Source organism: Neisseria sp. P0013.S005, from assembly GCF_051958425.1.
GTDB lineage: Bacteria > Pseudomonadota > Gammaproteobacteria > Burkholderiales > Neisseriaceae > Neisseria > Neisseria subflava.
This window is the reverse complement of record NZ_JBQCVL010000017.1, coordinates 1-16,232: the sequence shown is the minus strand read 5'-3', so window position 1 is coordinate 16,232 and position 16,232 is coordinate 1. Positions and strand designations below refer to the sequence as shown.

The window sequence follows — 16,232 nt, the reverse complement described above, 5'->3', positions numbered from 1 at the left end:
AAGAAGGTCTGCGCTTTGCGATTCGCGAAGGTGGTCGTACCGTAGGTGCGGGTGTGGTTTCTTCTGTAATCGCTTAAGTTTAGAGGCCAATAGCTCAATTGGTAGAGTATCGGTCTCCAAAACCGAGGGTTGGGGGTTCGAGACCCTCTTGGCCTGCCAAATAAAAAATTAACCGGCCTTGTGCCGGTTAATTTTTTTGTACTTAAGTTTTAAGATTATTTGGAATTAATTAATGGATCAATGCCACTATCTAAAATGAAGGCGGGTGGGGTATTGATAAGTGAGTAAAGATGACAGAACATCCGTCTGGACGCAAAGAAGACCATCAGAAAAAGGAAGTTGTGGTAAGTAATAAGCCGGCTCCTAAAAAGAAAGAAGGTCTGTTTGCATATTTTAAGAGCTCTTGGACTGAGTTCAAGAAGGTAGTTTGGCCGAGTCGCGATGAAGCGGTCAAAATGACTGTATTCGTGATTATCTTCGTCGCAGTTTTAGCAGCTTTCATTTATGCGGCAGATACAATTATTTCATGGTTGTTTTTTGATGTTTTATTAAATAGGAAAGGGTAAAGATGTCAAAGCGTTGGTATGTGGTACAGGCCTATTCCGGTTTCGAGAAAAATGTTCAAAAAACATTGAAAGAGCGCATTGCTCGTGAAAACATGGAAGAATATTTCGGTCAGATTCTCGTTCCTGTAGAGGAAGTGGTAGATATCAAGAATGGCCGAAAAACCATCAGTGAGCGTAAATTCTATCCAGGCTATGTGTTGGTTGAAATGGAAATGACCGATGATTCATGGCACTTGGTTAAGAGCACCCCTCGAGTAAATGGTTTTGTAGGTGGTAGCGGAAATCGTCCAATCCCAATTTCTCAAAAAGATGCAGATGCTATTTTGCAACAAGCCAAAACAGGTGTTGAGAAGCCAAAACCAAAAGTTGAATTTGAGGTTGGTCAGCAGGTTCGTGTGAATGAAGGTCCATTTGCTGATTTCAATGGAATTGTTGATGAAGTTAACTACGAGCGTAATAGATTGCGTGTTTCAGTTCAGATTTTTGGTCGTGAAACACCGGTTGAATTAGAGTTCGGTCAGGTTGAAAAGATTTAAGTGGTTTAATTCGCTTGAAATTTTTTTTTTAAGCGGATATAATCGCAAATTCTGTTTGGGAAGCGGAATGGTTCCGCGTTATACCCGTTTTTAGGAGTCCTTAAATGGCAAAGAAAATTATCGGCTACATCAAACTGCAAATTCCTGCAGGTAAAGCCAATCCATCTCCCCCAGTTGGTCCTGCTTTGGGTCAACGTGGTTTGAACATCATGGAATTCTGTAAAGCATTTAATGCTGCAACCCAAGGTATGGAACCTGGGTTACCAATTCCAGTCGTGATCACTGCATTTGCAGATAAATCATTCACTTTTGTGATGAAAACTCCACCAGCTTCTATCTTGTTGAAAAAAGCTGCTGGTCTGCAAAAAGGTAGTTCTAATCCTCTGACTAACAAAGTGGGTAAATTGACCCGCGCTCAGTTGGAAGAAATTGCTAAAACTAAAGAGCCTGATTTGACTGCTGCTGACTTGGATGCTGCTGTCCGTACTATCGCCGGCTCTGCTCGCTCAATGGGCTTGGATGTGGAGGGTGTTGTATAATGGCTAAAGTATCTAAACGCTTGAAAGCTCTGCGCTCTTCTGTTGAAGCTAACAAATTGTACGCAATCGATGAAGCAATTGCTTTGGTTAAAAAAGCTGCTACTGCTAAATTTGATGAGTCTGTTGACGTATCTTTCAATCTGGGCGTTGATCCTCGTAAATCTGACCAAGTTATTCGTGGTTCAGTCGTTCTGCCTAAAGGTACCGGTAAAACAACTCGCGTAGCTGTGTTTACTCAAGGTGCAAATGCAGATGCTGCTAAAGAAGCTGGTGCAGATATTGTCGGTTTTGAAGATCTGGCCGCTGAAATCAAAGCTGGTAACCTGAACTTTGACGTTGTTATTGCTTCTCCTGATGCAATGCGTATCGTTGGTCAATTGGGTACCATCTTGGGTCCTCGTGGTCTGATGCCAAACCCTAAAGTAGGTACTGTTACTCCTAACGTTGCTGAAGCAGTTAAAAATGCAAAAGCAGGTCAAGTACAATACCGTACAGATAAAGCCGGTATCGTTCATGCAACTATCGGTCGTGCTTCTTTCGCTGAAGCTGACTTGAAAGAAAACTTCAATGCGTTGCTGGATGCTATCGTTAAAGCTAAACCTGCTGCTGCTAAAGGTCAGTACCTGAAAAAAGTTGCTGTATCCAGCACTATGGGTTTGGGTGTTCGCGTTGATACTGCAAGCGTGAATAACTAAGAAATTTTCAGGTGATCCGGTTTTCTGGATTGCCTGAATTTGGGCTACTTAAAATTAAGTAGATGTCCAAGACCGTAGGGATCGTAAGATTTAATCGTAACTGCCCTACGCAGACGGTAGTCCTGAAACACATTGCAAGATTGCTTGTAAGATGTCTTTTTAGGTTACCGCGCTGGTGGGATATCATTTCGGTATCCTGTTTATAAACAGTGGGAGGTAGACCTTGAGTCTCAATATTGAAACCAAGAAAGTGGCCGTAGAGGAAATTAGCGCAGCAATTGCTAACGCTCAAACTCTCGTAGTCGCTGAATATCGCGGTATCAGTGTTTCCAGCATGACTGAGCTTCGTGCGAATGCACGTAAAGAAGGCGTTTACTTGCGCGTTCTGAAAAATACTCTGGCTCGTCGCGCAGTAGAGGGTACTTCATTCGCAGGTTTGGCCGATCAAATGGTTGGTCCATTGGTTTACGCTGCTTCTGAAGATGCTGTTGCTGCTGCTAAAGTGCTGCACCAATTCGCGAAAAAAGATGACAAAATTATCGTTAAAGCCGGTTCTTACAATGGCGAAGTGATGAATCCTGCTCAGGTTGCTGAGTTGGCTTCTATTCCAAGCCGCGAAGAGCTGTTGTCCAAACTGTTGTTCGTTATGCAAGCTCCTGTATCAGGCTTTGCACGTGGTTTGGCTGCTTTGGCAGAGAAAAAAGCTGGCGAAGAAGCCGCTTAATCGATTTTGTTTCATTTAATCAATTATTTTTAATACAATATTTGGAGTATAAATAGCATGGCTATTACTAAAGAAGACATTTTGGAAGCCGTTGGTTCTTTGACCGTAATGGAATTGAACGACTTGGTTAAAGCTTTTGAAGAAAAATTTGGCGTTTCTGCTGCTGCAGTTGCAGTTGCAGGCCCTGCAGGTGCTGGTGCAGCTGCTGCTGAAGAAAAAACTGAATTCGACGTAGTATTGGCTTCTGCCGGTGATCAAAAAGTTGGCGTGATTAAAGTTGTCCGCGCTATCACTGGCCTGGGTCTGAAAGAAGCTAAAGACATCGTTGACGGTGCACCTAAAACTCTGAAAGAAGGTGTTTCTAAAGCTGAAGCTGAAGACATCCAAAAACAATTGGAAGAAGCCGGCGCTAAAGTCGAAATCAAATAATTTGATGCTTCCTATGAAGGCTGGCAGTTTTCTGCCAGCCTTATTTTGCTTCTTGAAATAAGCATCAGGCATTGTTTACATTTATTTGCATAGTCTTTCTAAAATCATTGCAAATAAATGTAAATATCAGGTTGATGCATACCGTTGCTTCAGACGGCCTATTATTTAAAATTGCTTTTCGGAGTGTATATGAGCTATTCGTTTACCGAGAAAAAACGTATCCGTAAGAGTTTTGCAAAGCGAGAGAATGTCTTAGATGTTCCTTTCCTGCTGGCAACCCAAATTGATTCTTATGCGAAATTTTTACAGCTGGAAAATGCTTTTGACCAACGCACTGATGATGGTCTGCAAGCAGCATTTAATTCTATTTTCCCGATTGTGAGCCATAACGGTTATGCGCGCTTGGAGTTTGTGCATTACACATTGGGCGAGCCTTTATTCGATATTCCTGAATGTCAATTGCGCGGCATTACTTACGCGGCTCCATTGCGTGCCCGTATCCGTTTAGTGATTTTGGATAAAGAAGCATCTAAGCCGACTGTAAAAGAAGTTCGTGAAAACGAAGTGTATATGGGTGAAATCCCATTGATGACGCCAAGTGGCTCTTTTGTCATCAATGGTACTGAGCGTGTGATTGTTTCCCAGCTGCACCGTTCTCCAGGCGTGTTCTTTGAGCATGACCGTGGTAAAACACATTCTTCCGGTAAGCTGTTGTTCTCTGCTCGTATTATTCCTTACCGTGGTTCATGGTTGGATTTTGAATTTGATCCAAAAGATTTGTTGTATTTCCGTATCGACCGTCGCCGTAAAATGCCGGTTACGATTTTGTTGAAAGCTTTGGGCTACAATAATGAGCAAATCTTGGATATTTTCTACGACAAAGAAACTTTCTATTTGTCTTCAAACGGTGTTCAAACTGATCTGATTGCAGGCCGTCTGAAAGGTGAAACTGCCAAAGTTGATATCTTGGATAAAGAAGGCAATGTACTGGTTGCTAAAGGTAAACGCATTACTGCGAAAAATATCCGTGATATTACCAATGCAGGCTTGACTCGTTTGGATGTGGAGCCAGAAAGCCTGATAGGCAAAGCATTGGCTGCTGACCTGATTGATCCGGAAACCGGCGAAGTATTGGCTTCTGCTAACGATGAAATTACAGAAGAACTGTTGGCCAAGCTTGATATCCATGGCGTAAAAGAAATTACGACCCTTTATATCAATGAATTGGATCAAGGCGGCTACATCTCCAGCACTCTGCGTACTGATGAGACTGCTGATCAGCAAGCAGCACGTGTTGCGATTTACCGCATGATGCGCCCGGGCGAACCGCCTACCGAAGAGGCAGTCGAGCAATTGTTTAACCGCTTGTTCTTCAGTGAAGACAGTTACGATTTGTCTCGCGTAGGCCGTATGAAATTCAATACGCGGACTTATGAACAAAAATTGTCTGAAGTACAACAGCAGTCTTGGTATGGTCGTTTGTTGAATGAAACTTCCGCAGGCGCCGCCGAAAAAGGCGGTTATGTTCTGAGCGTCGAAGATATTGTTGCCTCAATTGCTACTTTGGTTGAATTACGTAACGGTCATGGCGAAGTGGACGATATTGACCACTTGGGCAACCGTCGTGTGCGTTCGGTAGGTGAGTTGACTGAAAACCAATTCCGCAGCGGTTTGGCTCGCGTGGAACGTGCAGTTAAAGAGCGTTTGAACCAAGCAGAATCTGAGAACTTGATGCCGCATGACTTGATCAATGCAAAACCTGTTTCTGCCGCGATTAAAGAATTCTTTGGCTCCAGCCAATTGAGCCAATTTATGGATCAGACTAACCCATTGTCTGAAGTAACCCATAAACGCCGTGTATCTGCATTGGGCCCTGGTGGTTTGACTCGCGAACGTGCGGGCTTTGAGGTGCGAGACGTACATCCGACCCACTACGGCCGTGTATGTCCTATTGAAACACCTGAAGGTCCAAACATTGGTTTGATCAACTCATTGTCCGTTTATGCGCGTACCAATGATTATGGTTTCTTGGAAACTCCTTACCGCCGCGTTATCGACGGCAAAGTAACTGAGGAAATCGATTACTTGTCTGCCATTGAAGAAGGCCGCTATGTGATTGCACAGGCGAATGCTGATTTGGACAAAGACGGTAATTTGATTGGCGACTTGGTTACTTGTCGTGAAAAAGGCGAAACCATTATGGCAACGCCTGACCGTGTTCAATATATGGACGTGGCAACCGGTCAAGTGGTATCCGTTGCAGCATCTCTGATTCCATTCTTGGAACATGATGACGCGAACCGTGCGTTGATGGGTGCCAACATGCAACGTCAGGCCGTACCGTGCCTGCGTCCTGAAAAACCAATGGTAGGTACCGGTATCGAGCGCTCTGTTGCCGTTGACTCTGCAACTGCAATCGTTGCCCGCCGTGGTGGTGTGGTTGAGTATGTAGATGCCAACCGCGTTGTAGTTCGTGTTCATGATGATGAAGCGACTGCCGGTGAAGTAGGTGTCGATATTTACAACTTGGTTAAATTTACCCGTTCCAACCAATCTACCAACATCAACCAACGTCCGGCTGTAAAAGCAGGCGATGTGTTGCAACGTGGTGACTTGGTGGCCGATGGTGCATCTACCGACTTGGGTGAGTTGGCTTTGGGTCAAAACATGACCATTGCCTTCATGCCATGGAACGGCTACAACTACGAAGACTCGATTCTGATTTCAGAAAAAGTGGCTGCGGACGATCGTTACACTTCGATTCACATTGAAGAGCTGAACGTTGTTGCACGTGACACTAAATTGGGTGCGGAAGACATTACCCGCGATATTCCGAACTTGTCTGAGCGTATGCAAAACCGTTTGGATGAATCCGGTATCGTATATATCGGTGCAGAAGTAGAAGCCGGTGACGTCTTGGTAGGTAAAGTAACACCTAAAGGCGAAACCCAACTGACTCCTGAAGAAAAACTGCTGCGTGCTATCTTCGGTGAAAAAGCATCTGACGTAAAAGATACTTCATTGCGTATGCCTACCGGCATGAGCGGTACGGTTATCGACGTTCAAGTCTTCACTCGTGAAGGTATTCAACGCGACAAACGTGCTCAATCCATTATTGATTCTGAATTGAAACGTTACCGTCAAGATTTGGGCGATCAATTGCGTATTTTCGATAATGACGCATTCGACCGTATCGAGCGTATGATTGTTGGTCAAAAAGCCAATGGTGGTCCGATGAAGCTGGCTAAAGGCAGCGAAATCACTACCGAATATTTGGCAAGCCTGTCCAGCAAACATGATTGGTTTGACATCCGTCTGGCTGATGAAGATTTGGCCAAACAGTTGGAACTGATTAAATTGAGCCTGCAACAAAAACGCGAAGAAGCGGATGAGTTGTATGAGATCAAAAAGAAAAAACTGACCCAAGGCGACGAGCTGCAACCGGGCGTACAAAAAATGGTGAAAGTATTTATCGCCATCAAACGCCGTCTGCAAGCCGGTGACAAAATGGCGGGTCGCCACGGTAACAAAGGTGTGGTATCACGCATTCTGCCGGTGGAAGACATGCCTTATATGGCTGACGGCCGTCCGGTAGACATCGTACTGAACCCATTGGGCGTACCTTCCCGTATGAACATCGGTCAGATTCTGGAAGTTCACTTGGGTTGGGCGGCAAAAGGTATCGGCGAACGCATCGACCGCATGCTGAAAGAGCAACGCAAAGCCAGCGAGCTGCGTGAATTCTTGAACAAGCTCTACAACGGTAGCGGCAAGAAAGAAGATTTGGACAGCCTGACAGATGAAGAAATCATCGAGTTGGCTTCCAACCTGCGTAAAGGTGCATCTTTCGCTTCTCCTGTATTCGACGGTGCGAAAGAGTCTGAAATCCGCGAAATGTTGAACTTGGCTTACCCAAGCGAAGATCCTGAGGTTGAGAAACTGGGCTTCAATGACAGTAAAACTCAAATCACGCTGTATGACGGCCGTTCAGGTGAAGCATTTGACCGCAAGGTTACAGTCGGTGTGATGCACTATCTGAAACTGCACCACTTGGTTGACGAAAAAATGCACGCCCGTTCTACCGGTCCATACAGTCTGGTTACCCAGCAGCCTCTGGGCGGTAAAGCTCAGTTCGGTGGCCAACGTTTCGGTGAGATGGAGGTTTGGGCATTGGAAGCATACGGTGCGGCATACACGCTGCAAGAGATGCTGACTGTGAAGTCTGACGACGTGAACGGCCGTACCAAAATGTACGAGAACATCGTCAAAGGCGAACACAAAATCGATGCCGGTATGCCTGAATCCTTCAACGTATTGGTTAAAGAGATTCGCTCACTGGGCTTGGATATCGATTTGGAACGTTACTAAACAGAAGTTTTCAGACGGCCTTTTAAGGTCGTCTGAAAAAGTGGTTTCAGAATAAGAATGAAGCAATCGGCATTTAGGTCGTCTGAAATCAAAAGTACCGTTTCCCAATATCGAAAATCCGCCATGCGGTAAAAATACTTCCTTCAAGGAGCAAAAATGAATTTGTTGAACTTATTTAATCCGTTGCAAACTGCCGGCATGGAAGAAGAGTTTGATGCCATCAAAATCGGTATTGCCTCTCCCGAAACCATCCGCTCATGGTCTTATGGCGAAGTTAAAAAACCTGAAACCATCAACTACCGTACGTTCAAACCTGAGCGCGACGGTTTGTTCTGCGCCAAAATCTTTGGTCCGGTCAAAGACTATGAATGTTTGTGCGGTAAATACAAACGCTTGAAATTTAAAGGCGTAACCTGTGAAAAATGTGGCGTAGAAGTGACTCTGTCCAAAGTACGCCGCGAACGCATGGGCCACATTGAATTGGCTGCACCAGTTGCCCACATTTGGTTCTTGAAATCCCTGCCTTCTCGCTTGGGTATGGTACTGGACATGACTTTGCGCGACATCGAGCGCGTATTGTACTTTGAAGCATTTGTGGTAACCGATCCCGGCATGACTCCGTTGCAACGTCGTCAATTGCTGACTGAAGACGATTACTACAACAAACTGGACGAATACGGCGACGACTTCGATGCCAAAATGGGTGCAGAAGGTATCCGCGAATTGCTGCGTACCTTGGATATTACCGGCGAAATCGAAATCCTGCGTCAAGAGCTGGAATCTACCGGTTCTGACACCAAAATCAAAAAAATTGCTAAACGTTTGAAAGTATTGGAAGCCTTCCATCGTTCCGGTATGAAGCTGGAATGGATGATTATGGATGTGCTGCCGGTATTGCCACCTGATTTGCGTCCGTTGGTTCCATTGGATGGCGGTCGTTTTGCCACTTCCGATTTGAACGACTTGTACCGTCGCGTTATCAACCGTAACAACCGTCTGAAACGTCTGTTGGAACTGCATGCGCCTGACATCATCGTTCGTAACGAAAAACGTATGTTGCAAGAAGCAGTTGACTCTCTGTTGGATAACGGCCGTCGCGGTAAAGCGATGACCGGCGCTAACAAACGTCCGCTGAAATCATTGGCTGACATGATTAAAGGTAAAGGCGGCCGCTTCCGTCAAAACCTTCTGGGTAAACGTGTGGACTACTCCGGTCGTTCCGTGATTACCGTAGGCCCATACCTGCGTCTGCACCAATGTGGTCTGCCGAAAAAAATGGCTTTGGAACTGTTCAAACCATTCATCTTCCACAAATTGGAAAAACAAGGTTTGGCTTCTACCGTTAAAGCTGCGAAAAAATTGGTTGAACAAGAAGTACCTGAAGTATGGGATATCTTGGAAGAAGTCATCCGCGAACATCCGATTATGCTGAACCGTGCGCCAACTCTGCACCGTTTGGGTATTCAAGCGTTCGAACCTATCCTGATCGAAGGTAAAGCGATTCAGTTGCACCCATTGGTGTGTGCTGCATTTAACGCCGACTTTGACGGTGACCAAATGGCTGTACACGTTCCATTGAGCTTGGAAGCACAAATGGAAGCACGCACGCTGATGCTGGCTTCAAACAACGTATTGTCTCCAGCCAACGGCGAACCAATCATCGTACCTTCTCAGGATATTGTATTGGGTCTGTACTATATGACCCGCGACCGCATCAATGCCAAAGGCGAAGGCAGCCTGTTTGCCGATGTGAAAGAAGTGCATCGTGCATACCATACCAAACAGGTTGAGCTGGGTACGAAAATTACCGTACGTCTGCGTGAATGGGTGAAAAACGAAGCAGGTGAGTTTGAGCCTGTCGTTAACCGTTACGAAACAACCGTCGGCCGTGCATTGTTGAGCGAAATCTTGCCTAAAGGCCTGCCATTCGAGTACATCAACAAAGCACTGAAGAAAAAAGAAATTTCTAAACTGATTAACGCATCATTCCGTCTGTGCGGTCTGCGTGAAACAGTTATTTTCGCCGACCACCTGATGTATACCGGTTTCGGTTTTGCGGCAAAAGGCGGTATTTCCATTGCGGTTGACGATATGGAAATTCCGAAAGAAAAAGCAGCCTTGCTGGCTGAGGCTAATGCCGAAGTTAAAGAAATTGAAGACCAATACCGTCAAGGTTTGGTAACCAACGGCGAACGTTACAACAAAGTGGTCGATATCTGGGGTCGTGCCGGCGATAAGATTGCTAAAGCGATGATGGACAACCTGTCCAAACAAAAAGTTATCGACCGTGACGGCAACGAAGTTGACCAAGAGTCCTTCAACTCTATTTACATGATGGCCGACTCTGGTGCCCGTGGTTCTGCGGCTCAGATTAAACAGTTGTCCGGTATGCGTGGTTTGATGGCGAAACCTGACGGCTCCATTATTGAAACGCCTATTACCTCTAACTTCCGCGAAGGCCTGACCGTATTGCAATACTTTATTGCGACCCACGGTGCGCGTAAGGGTTTGGCGGATACCGCATTGAAAACTGCAAACTCCGGTTACCTGACCCGTCGTTTGGTAGACGTAACCCAAGACTTGGTGGTTGTTGAAGACGATTGCGGTACTTCAGACGGCTTTGTGATGAAGGCAGTGGTACAAGGCGGTGACGTAATTGAAGCTTTGCGTGAGCGTATTTTGGGCCGCGTTACTGCTTCTGATGTTGTCGATCCTTCGACTGGAGAGACTTTGGTTGAAGCCGGTACGTTGTTGACCGAGAAACTGGTAGATATGATCGACCAATCCGGTGTCGATGAAGTCAAAGTCCGTACGCCGATTACTTGTAAAACCCGTCATGGCCTGTGTGCACACTGCTATGGTCGCGACTTGGCACGCGGTAAACTGGTTAATGCCGGTGAGGCAGTTGGTGTGATTGCTGCACAATCCATTGGTGAGCCAGGTACTCAGCTGACCATGCGTACGTTCCACATCGGTGGTGCGGCATCTCGTGCGGCGGCAGCCAGCCAAGTAGAAGCCAAATCCAACGGTACAGCGCGTTTCAGCAGCCAAATGCGTTACGTTGCCAACAACAAAGGCGAGTTGGTTGTCATCGGCCGTTCTTGTGAAGTAGTGATTCATGACGATATCGGTCGCGAACGTGAACGTCACAAAGTACCTTACGGTGCAATCCTGCTGGTACAAGACGGCGAAGCCATTAAAGCCGGTCAAACCTTGGCAACTTGGGATCCGCATACCCGTCCGATGATCACCGAACACGCAGGTATGGTGAAATTCGAGAACGTGGAAGAGGGTGTTACCGTTGCGAAACAAACTGATGATGTAACCGGTTTGTCTACTCTGGTGGTGATTGACGGTAAACGTCGTTCCTCTAGTGCTTCTAAACTGTTGCGTCCAACTGTCAAACTGTTGGATGAAAACGGTCTGGAAATTTGCATCCCAGGTACCACTACCCCTGTTTCTATGGCATTCCCGGTCGGTACGGTGATTACCATCCGTGAAGGTCAGGAAGTCGGTAAGGGTGATGTATTGGCGCGTATTCCACAAGCGTCTTCTAAAACCCGCGATATTACCGGTGGTCTGCCACGCGTAGCCGAATTGTTTGAAGCACGCGTGCCGAAAGATGCAGGTATGTTGGCAGAAATTACAGGTACTGTTTCCTTCGGTAAAGAAACCAAAGGTAAACAGCGTCTGATTATTACCGACGTAGACGGTGTAGCATACGAAACCCTGATTTCTAAAGAGAAACAGATTTTGGTACACGACGGTCAAGTGGTAAACCGCGGTGAAACCATCGTAGACGGTGCCGTAGACCCACACGACATTCTGCGTCTGCAAGGTATCGAAGCATTGGCTCGCTACATTGTTCAAGAGGTGCAAGAGGTTTACCGCCTGCAAGGTGTGAAGATTTCCGATAAACACATCGAAGTCATCATCCGTCAAATGCTGCGTCGAGTGAACATTGTTGATTCCGGTGATACAGAGTTCATTACTGGTGAGCAAGTTGAGCGTGGCGATGTGATGCTTGCCAATGAAAAAGCCATGGCTGAAGACAAAGAGCCGGCACGTTACGAAAACGTGTTGCTGGGTATTACCAAAGCCTCTTTGTCTACAGACAGCTTCATTTCTGCGGCATCGTTCCAAGAAACAACCCGCGTCTTGACAGAGGCTGCTATTATGGGTAAACAAGACGAGCTGCGCGGTTTGAAAGAGAACGTGATTGTCGGTCGTTTGATTCCTGCCGGTACAGGTTTGACCTACCACCGCAGTCGCCATCAACAATGGCAGCAAGCTGATCAAGAAACTTCTGAAACCGAAGCTTCAGACGAATAATCACTCGGGATTATTGTGAAAATAAAACCGCAAGCCAGTCTTGCGGTTTTATTTTTTAGAGGGTTTAAAAGAGGGTAGAGATTAAGGCCGTCTAAATAAATAAGGAAAGCAATGGAGAAAAATAAGTAGAGAGCCAAATTACGGACTTATTTAAAATGACAAAGGCCGTCTGAATCTTTCAGACGGCCTGAGACCTTTGCAAAATCCCCCCAAAATCCCCTAAATTCCCACAACATCTGAAAGAGCATCAGTTGTTAGACGGCATTATGCGCAAAGCCCAGCGTAACCGTCCGCCGACGGAAGCGCAAACCAAACGTAACCGGTATTTGTCGAAAACCCGTTATGTGGTCGAACAAAGCTTTGGAACGCTGCACCGTAAATTCCGCTACGCCCGGGCAGCCTACTTCGGACTGAGCAAAGTGAGTGCGCAAAGCCATCTGAAGGCGATGTGTTTGAACCTGTTGAAAGCGGCCAACAGGCTAAGTGAGCCTGTTTGCGCCTAAAAGGCGGTCCGGATGCCTGATTATCAGGTATCCAAGGGGGATTAAGGGGGGGTATTTGAGTAGAATCAGTGGATATTTGAAACAAAAACAGCCGAAAATCTTTGTTTGGATTTCAGCTGTCGGGGAAAAAGGAATTTTGCAAAGGTCTCGGCCTTTGTTTCCAAAATTTAGACATAAATTGGAAAACACCAAACTTTATCAGTCATTTGCTTGACTAAACCCTTACAATAAAAATATAATTCCAATCTTGTCGACATGGTGTCGGCAAGTATTTAACTCAACAGGACGAGAAAATATGCCAACTATTAACCAATTGGTACGCAAAGGCCGTCAAAAGCCTGTGTACGTAAACAAAGTGCCTGCACTGGAAGCTTGCCCGCAAAAACGTGGCGTGTGCACCCGTGTATACACAACTACCCCTAAAAAACCTAACTCTGCATTGCGTAAAGTATGTAAAGTTCGCCTGACCAACGGTTTTGAAGTAATTTCATACATCGGCGGTGAAGGTCACAACCTGCAAGAGCACAGCGTCGTATTGATTCGCGGCGGTCGTGTAAAAGACTTGCCAGGTGTACGTTACCACACTGTACGCGGTTCTTTGGATACTGCAGGTGTTAAAGACCGTAAACAAGCCCGTTCTAAATACGGTGCTAAGCGTCCTAAATAATTATCGGGACTCAAATAGGCACGTCGGCCGCCTAAGCTGAACAACGGCCGAGTAAGTGAATACTCAATTGGGTATTCATGGGAATTGACCCAACTGAATAGATTAAAGGAAATTAAAATGCCAAGACGTAGAGAAGTCCCTAAGCGTGACGTACTGCCAGATCCTAAATTCGGCAGCGTTGAGCTGACTAAATTCATGAACGTATTGATGATTGACGGTAAAAAATCTGTTGCAGAACGTATCGTTTACGGTGCACTGGAACAAATTGAGAAAAAAACCGGCAAAGTAGCAATCGAAGTATTTAACGAAGCCATTGCAAACGCCAAACCTATCGTGGAAGTGAAAAGCCGCCGTGTAGGTGGTGCAAACTACCAAGTTCCTGTTGAAGTTCGTCCTTCACGTCGTCTGGCTTTGGCAATGCGCTGGGTTCGCGATGCGGCCCGTAAACGTGGTGAGAAATCCATGGACCTGCGTTTGGCAGGCGAATTGATTGATGCGGCTGAAGGTCGTGGTGGTGCGTTGAAAAAACGTGAAGAAGTACACCGTATGGCTGAAGCTAACAAAGCATTCTCTCACTTCCGTTTCTAATATCGAAAGGCTAATAAAATGGCTCGTAAGACCCCTATCAGCCTGTATCGCAATATTGGTATTTCTGCCCATATTGACGCGGGTAAAACAACCACAACAGAACGTATTCTGTTCTATACAGGTTTGACTCACAAGTTGGGTGAGGTGCATGACGGCGCAGCAACTACCGACTACATGGAACAAGAGCAAGAACGTGGTATTACCATTACTTCTGCTGCTGTGACTTCTTATTGGTCCGGTATGGCGAAACAGTTCCCTGAACACCGTTTCAACATCATTGATACCCCAGGACACGTTGACTTTACCGTAGAGGTAGAGCGTTCTATGCGTGTATTGGACGGTGCAGTAATGGTTTACTGTGCAGTAGGTGGTGTTCAACCTCAATCCGAAACCGTATGGCGTCAAGCTAACAAATACCAAGTTCCTCGCTTGGCATTTGTAAACAAAATGGACCGTCAAGGTGCCAACTTCTTCCGCGTTGTCGAGCAAATGAAAACCCGTTTGCGCGCAAACCCTGTACCTATCGTAATCCCAGTTGGTGCAGAAGATAGCTTCAGTGGTGTTGTTGACCTGCTGAAAATGAAATCTATCATCTGGAACGAAGCTGACAAAGGCACGACCTTTACCTATGGCGATATTCCTGCTGAGTTGGTTGAAACTGCTGAAGAATGGCGTCAAAACATGATTGAAGCTGCAGCAGAAGCCAGCGAAGAATTGATGGATAAATACTTGGGTGGTGAAGAGCTGACCGAAGAAGAAATCGTAGGCGCATTGCGTCAACGTACTTTGGCAGGTGAAATCCAACCAATGTTGTGCGGTTCTGCATTTAAAAACAAAGGTGTTCAACGTATGTTGGACGCAGTAGTAGAATTGCTGCCTGCTCCTACCGATATTCCTCCGGTTCAAGGTGTTAACCCTAACACTGAAGAAGCCGACAGCCGTCAAGCCAGCGACGAAGAGAAATTCTCTGCATTGGCGTTCAAAATGTTGAACGACAAATACGTTGGTCAGCTGACTTTCATCCGCGTTTACTCCGGTGTCGTGAAGTCCGGTGATACCGTATTGAACTCTGTGAAAGGCACTCGTGAACGTATCGGTCGCTTGGTGCAAATGACTGCTGCAGACCGTACTGAAATTGAAGAAGTACGCGCTGGCGACATCGCAGCCGCTATCGGTCTGAAAGACGTTACTACTGGTGAGACCTTGTGTGCAGAAAGCGCACCTATCATCTTGGAACGCATGGAATTCCCTGAGCCGGTAATCCATATTGCCGTTGAGCCGAAAACCAAAGCCGACCAAGAGAAAATGGGTATCGCCCTGAACCGTCTGGCGAAAGAAGACCCTTCTTTCCGCGTTCGTACAGACGAAGAGTCCGGTCAAACCATTATTTCTGGTATGGGTGAGCTGCACTTGGAAATTATTGTTGACCGTATGAAACGCGAATTCGGCGTGGAAGCAAACATCGGTGCGCCTCAAGTGGCTTACCGTGAAACCATCCGCAAAGAAGTTGAAGCTGAATACAAACATGCCAAACAATCTGGTGGTAAAGGTCAATACGGTCACGTTGTGATCAAAATGGAACCTATGGAGCCGGGTGGTGCAGGTTACGAATTTATCGACGAAATTAAAGGTGGTGTGATTCCTCGCGAATTCATTCCTTCTGTCGATAAAGGTATCCGTGACACCCTGCCTAACGGTATCGTTGCAGGCTACCCAGTAGTTGACGTACGCGTACGTTTGATCTTCGGTTCTTCGCATGATGTTGACTCTTCACAACTGGCCTTTGAATTGGCAGCTTCTCAAGCCTTTAAAGAAGGTATGCGTAAAGCCAATCCAGCTCTGTTGGAGCCAATCATGGCAGTTGAGGTGGAAACACCTGAAGAATACATGGGTGACGTAATGGGCGACTTGAACCGTCGTCGTGGCGTTGTATTGGGTATGGATGATGACGGTATCGGCGGTAAGAAAGTTCGCGCCGAAGTACCTCTGGCAGAAATGTTCGGTTACTCAACCGACCTGCGTTCTGCAACCCAAGGCCGCGCTACTTACTCCATGGAGTTCAAAAAATACGCTGAAGCTCCTGCTCACGTAGCTGCTGCTGTAACTGAAGCCCGCAAAGGCTAATCAGAAAAGGCCGTCTGAAACTGAAAATAAATTTTCAGACGGCCATTGTTCTTTAATCGATCTTTATATGTAAAGGAATTAGCTCATGGCTAAGGAAAAATTTGAACGTAGCAAACCGCACGTAAACGTTGGCACCATCGGTCACGTTGACCATGGTAAAA

Annotated in this window: 11 protein-coding genes, 1 tRNA gene and 2 pseudogenes; all 14 read left to right on the top strand. The window is 46.2% G+C overall.

Going from position 1 to position 16,232, the window contains the following annotated elements; all coding sequences use genetic code 11:
* Window positions 1-77 (top strand): annotated as a pseudogene (locus tag ACTHTA_RS10635) (hypothetical protein); the annotation flags it as partial.
* A gap of 6 nt (window positions 78-83) precedes the next feature.
* Window positions 84-159 (top strand) — tRNA-Trp (locus tag ACTHTA_RS10630).
* A gap of 131 nt (window positions 160-290) precedes the next feature.
* Window positions 291-566: a preprotein translocase subunit SecE gene (gene secE, locus ACTHTA_RS10625; RefSeq protein ID WP_003686268.1), complete on the top strand. Its 276-nt coding sequence runs from the start codon at window positions 291-293 to the stop codon at window positions 564-566.
* 2 nt (window positions 567-568) lie between these two features.
* Window positions 569-1,102, top strand: a complete 534-nt coding sequence (gene nusG / locus ACTHTA_RS10620; RefSeq protein WP_003680697.1) for a transcription termination/antitermination protein NusG — start codon at window positions 569-571, stop codon at window positions 1,100-1,102.
* A gap of 104 nt (window positions 1,103-1,206) precedes the next feature.
* The gene (rplK, locus tag ACTHTA_RS10615; RefSeq protein WP_002220151.1) at window positions 1,207-1,641 is read left to right on the top strand and encodes a 50S ribosomal protein L11; all 435 of its coding nucleotides are present in this window, start codon (window positions 1,207-1,209) and stop codon (window positions 1,639-1,641) included.
* Window positions 1,641-2,336, top strand: coding sequence for a 50S ribosomal protein L1 (gene rplA / locus ACTHTA_RS10610; RefSeq protein WP_003677918.1), 696 nt, complete (start codon window positions 1,641-1,643; stop codon window positions 2,334-2,336). The genes rplK and rplA overlap by 1 nt, the downstream gene beginning before the upstream one ends.
* Before the next feature lie 223 nt (window positions 2,337-2,559).
* Complete coding sequence (rplJ, locus tag ACTHTA_RS10605) at window positions 2,560-3,060, top strand: 50S ribosomal protein L10 (protein ID WP_003680699.1); 501 nt, start codon at window positions 2,560-2,562, stop codon at window positions 3,058-3,060.
* Window positions 3,061-3,117: 57 nt separating this feature from the next.
* Complete coding sequence (rplL, locus tag ACTHTA_RS10600) at window positions 3,118-3,489, top strand: 50S ribosomal protein L7/L12 (protein WP_003677916.1); 372 nt, start codon at window positions 3,118-3,120, stop codon at window positions 3,487-3,489.
* Window positions 3,490-3,678: 189 nt separating this feature from the next.
* Complete coding sequence (gene rpoB / locus ACTHTA_RS10595; protein ID WP_070748493.1) at window positions 3,679-7,857, top strand: DNA-directed RNA polymerase subunit beta; 4,179 nt, start codon at window positions 3,679-3,681, stop codon at window positions 7,855-7,857.
* A 156-nt stretch (window positions 7,858-8,013) separates the two neighbouring features.
* The gene (gene rpoC, locus ACTHTA_RS10590) at window positions 8,014-12,189 is read left to right on the top strand and encodes a DNA-directed RNA polymerase subunit beta' (RefSeq protein WP_440364497.1); all 4,176 of its coding nucleotides are present in this window, start codon (window positions 8,014-8,016) and stop codon (window positions 12,187-12,189) included.
* Window positions 12,190-12,419: 230 nt separating this feature from the next.
* Window positions 12,420-12,692: pseudogene (locus tag ACTHTA_RS10585) on the top strand (transposase); the annotation flags it as partial.
* A gap of 295 nt (window positions 12,693-12,987) precedes the next feature.
* Window positions 12,988-13,359, top strand: a complete 372-nt coding sequence (rpsL, locus tag ACTHTA_RS10580; protein ID WP_002218431.1) for a 30S ribosomal protein S12 — start codon at window positions 12,988-12,990, stop codon at window positions 13,357-13,359.
* Window positions 13,360-13,476: 117 nt separating this feature from the next.
* Entirely contained in the window at window positions 13,477-13,947 is a 471-nt protein-coding gene (gene rpsG / locus ACTHTA_RS10575; protein WP_002240962.1) for a 30S ribosomal protein S7, read from the top strand.
* 18 nt (window positions 13,948-13,965) lie between these two features.
* Window positions 13,966-16,071, top strand: a complete 2,106-nt coding sequence (gene fusA, locus ACTHTA_RS10570) for an elongation factor G (protein WP_063076706.1) — start codon at window positions 13,966-13,968, stop codon at window positions 16,069-16,071.
* The last annotated feature ends 161 nt before the right edge of the window (window positions 16,072-16,232 follow it).

Coding starts and splice junctions, on each gene's coding strand:
- secE (WP_003686268.1), top strand. CDS start 291: ATGACAGAACATCCGTCTGGACGCAAAGAAGACCATCAGAAAAAGGAA.
- nusG (WP_003680697.1), top strand. CDS start 569: ATGTCAAAGCGTTGGTATGTGGTACAGGCCTATTCCGGTTTCGAGAAA.
- rplK (WP_002220151.1), top strand. CDS start 1,207: ATGGCAAAGAAAATTATCGGCTACATCAAACTGCAAATTCCTGCAGGT.
- rplA (WP_003677918.1), top strand. CDS start 1,641: ATGGCTAAAGTATCTAAACGCTTGAAAGCTCTGCGCTCTTCTGTTGAA.
- rplL (WP_003677916.1), top strand. CDS start 3,118: ATGGCTATTACTAAAGAAGACATTTTGGAAGCCGTTGGTTCTTTGACC.
- rpoB (WP_070748493.1), top strand. CDS start 3,679: ATGAGCTATTCGTTTACCGAGAAAAAACGTATCCGTAAGAGTTTTGCA.
- rpoC (WP_440364497.1), top strand. CDS start 8,014: ATGAATTTGTTGAACTTATTTAATCCGTTGCAAACTGCCGGCATGGAA.
- rpsL (WP_002218431.1), top strand. CDS start 12,988: ATGCCAACTATTAACCAATTGGTACGCAAAGGCCGTCAAAAGCCTGTG.
- rpsG (WP_002240962.1), top strand. CDS start 13,477: ATGCCAAGACGTAGAGAAGTCCCTAAGCGTGACGTACTGCCAGATCCT.
- fusA (WP_063076706.1), top strand. CDS start 13,966: ATGGCTCGTAAGACCCCTATCAGCCTGTATCGCAATATTGGTATTTCT.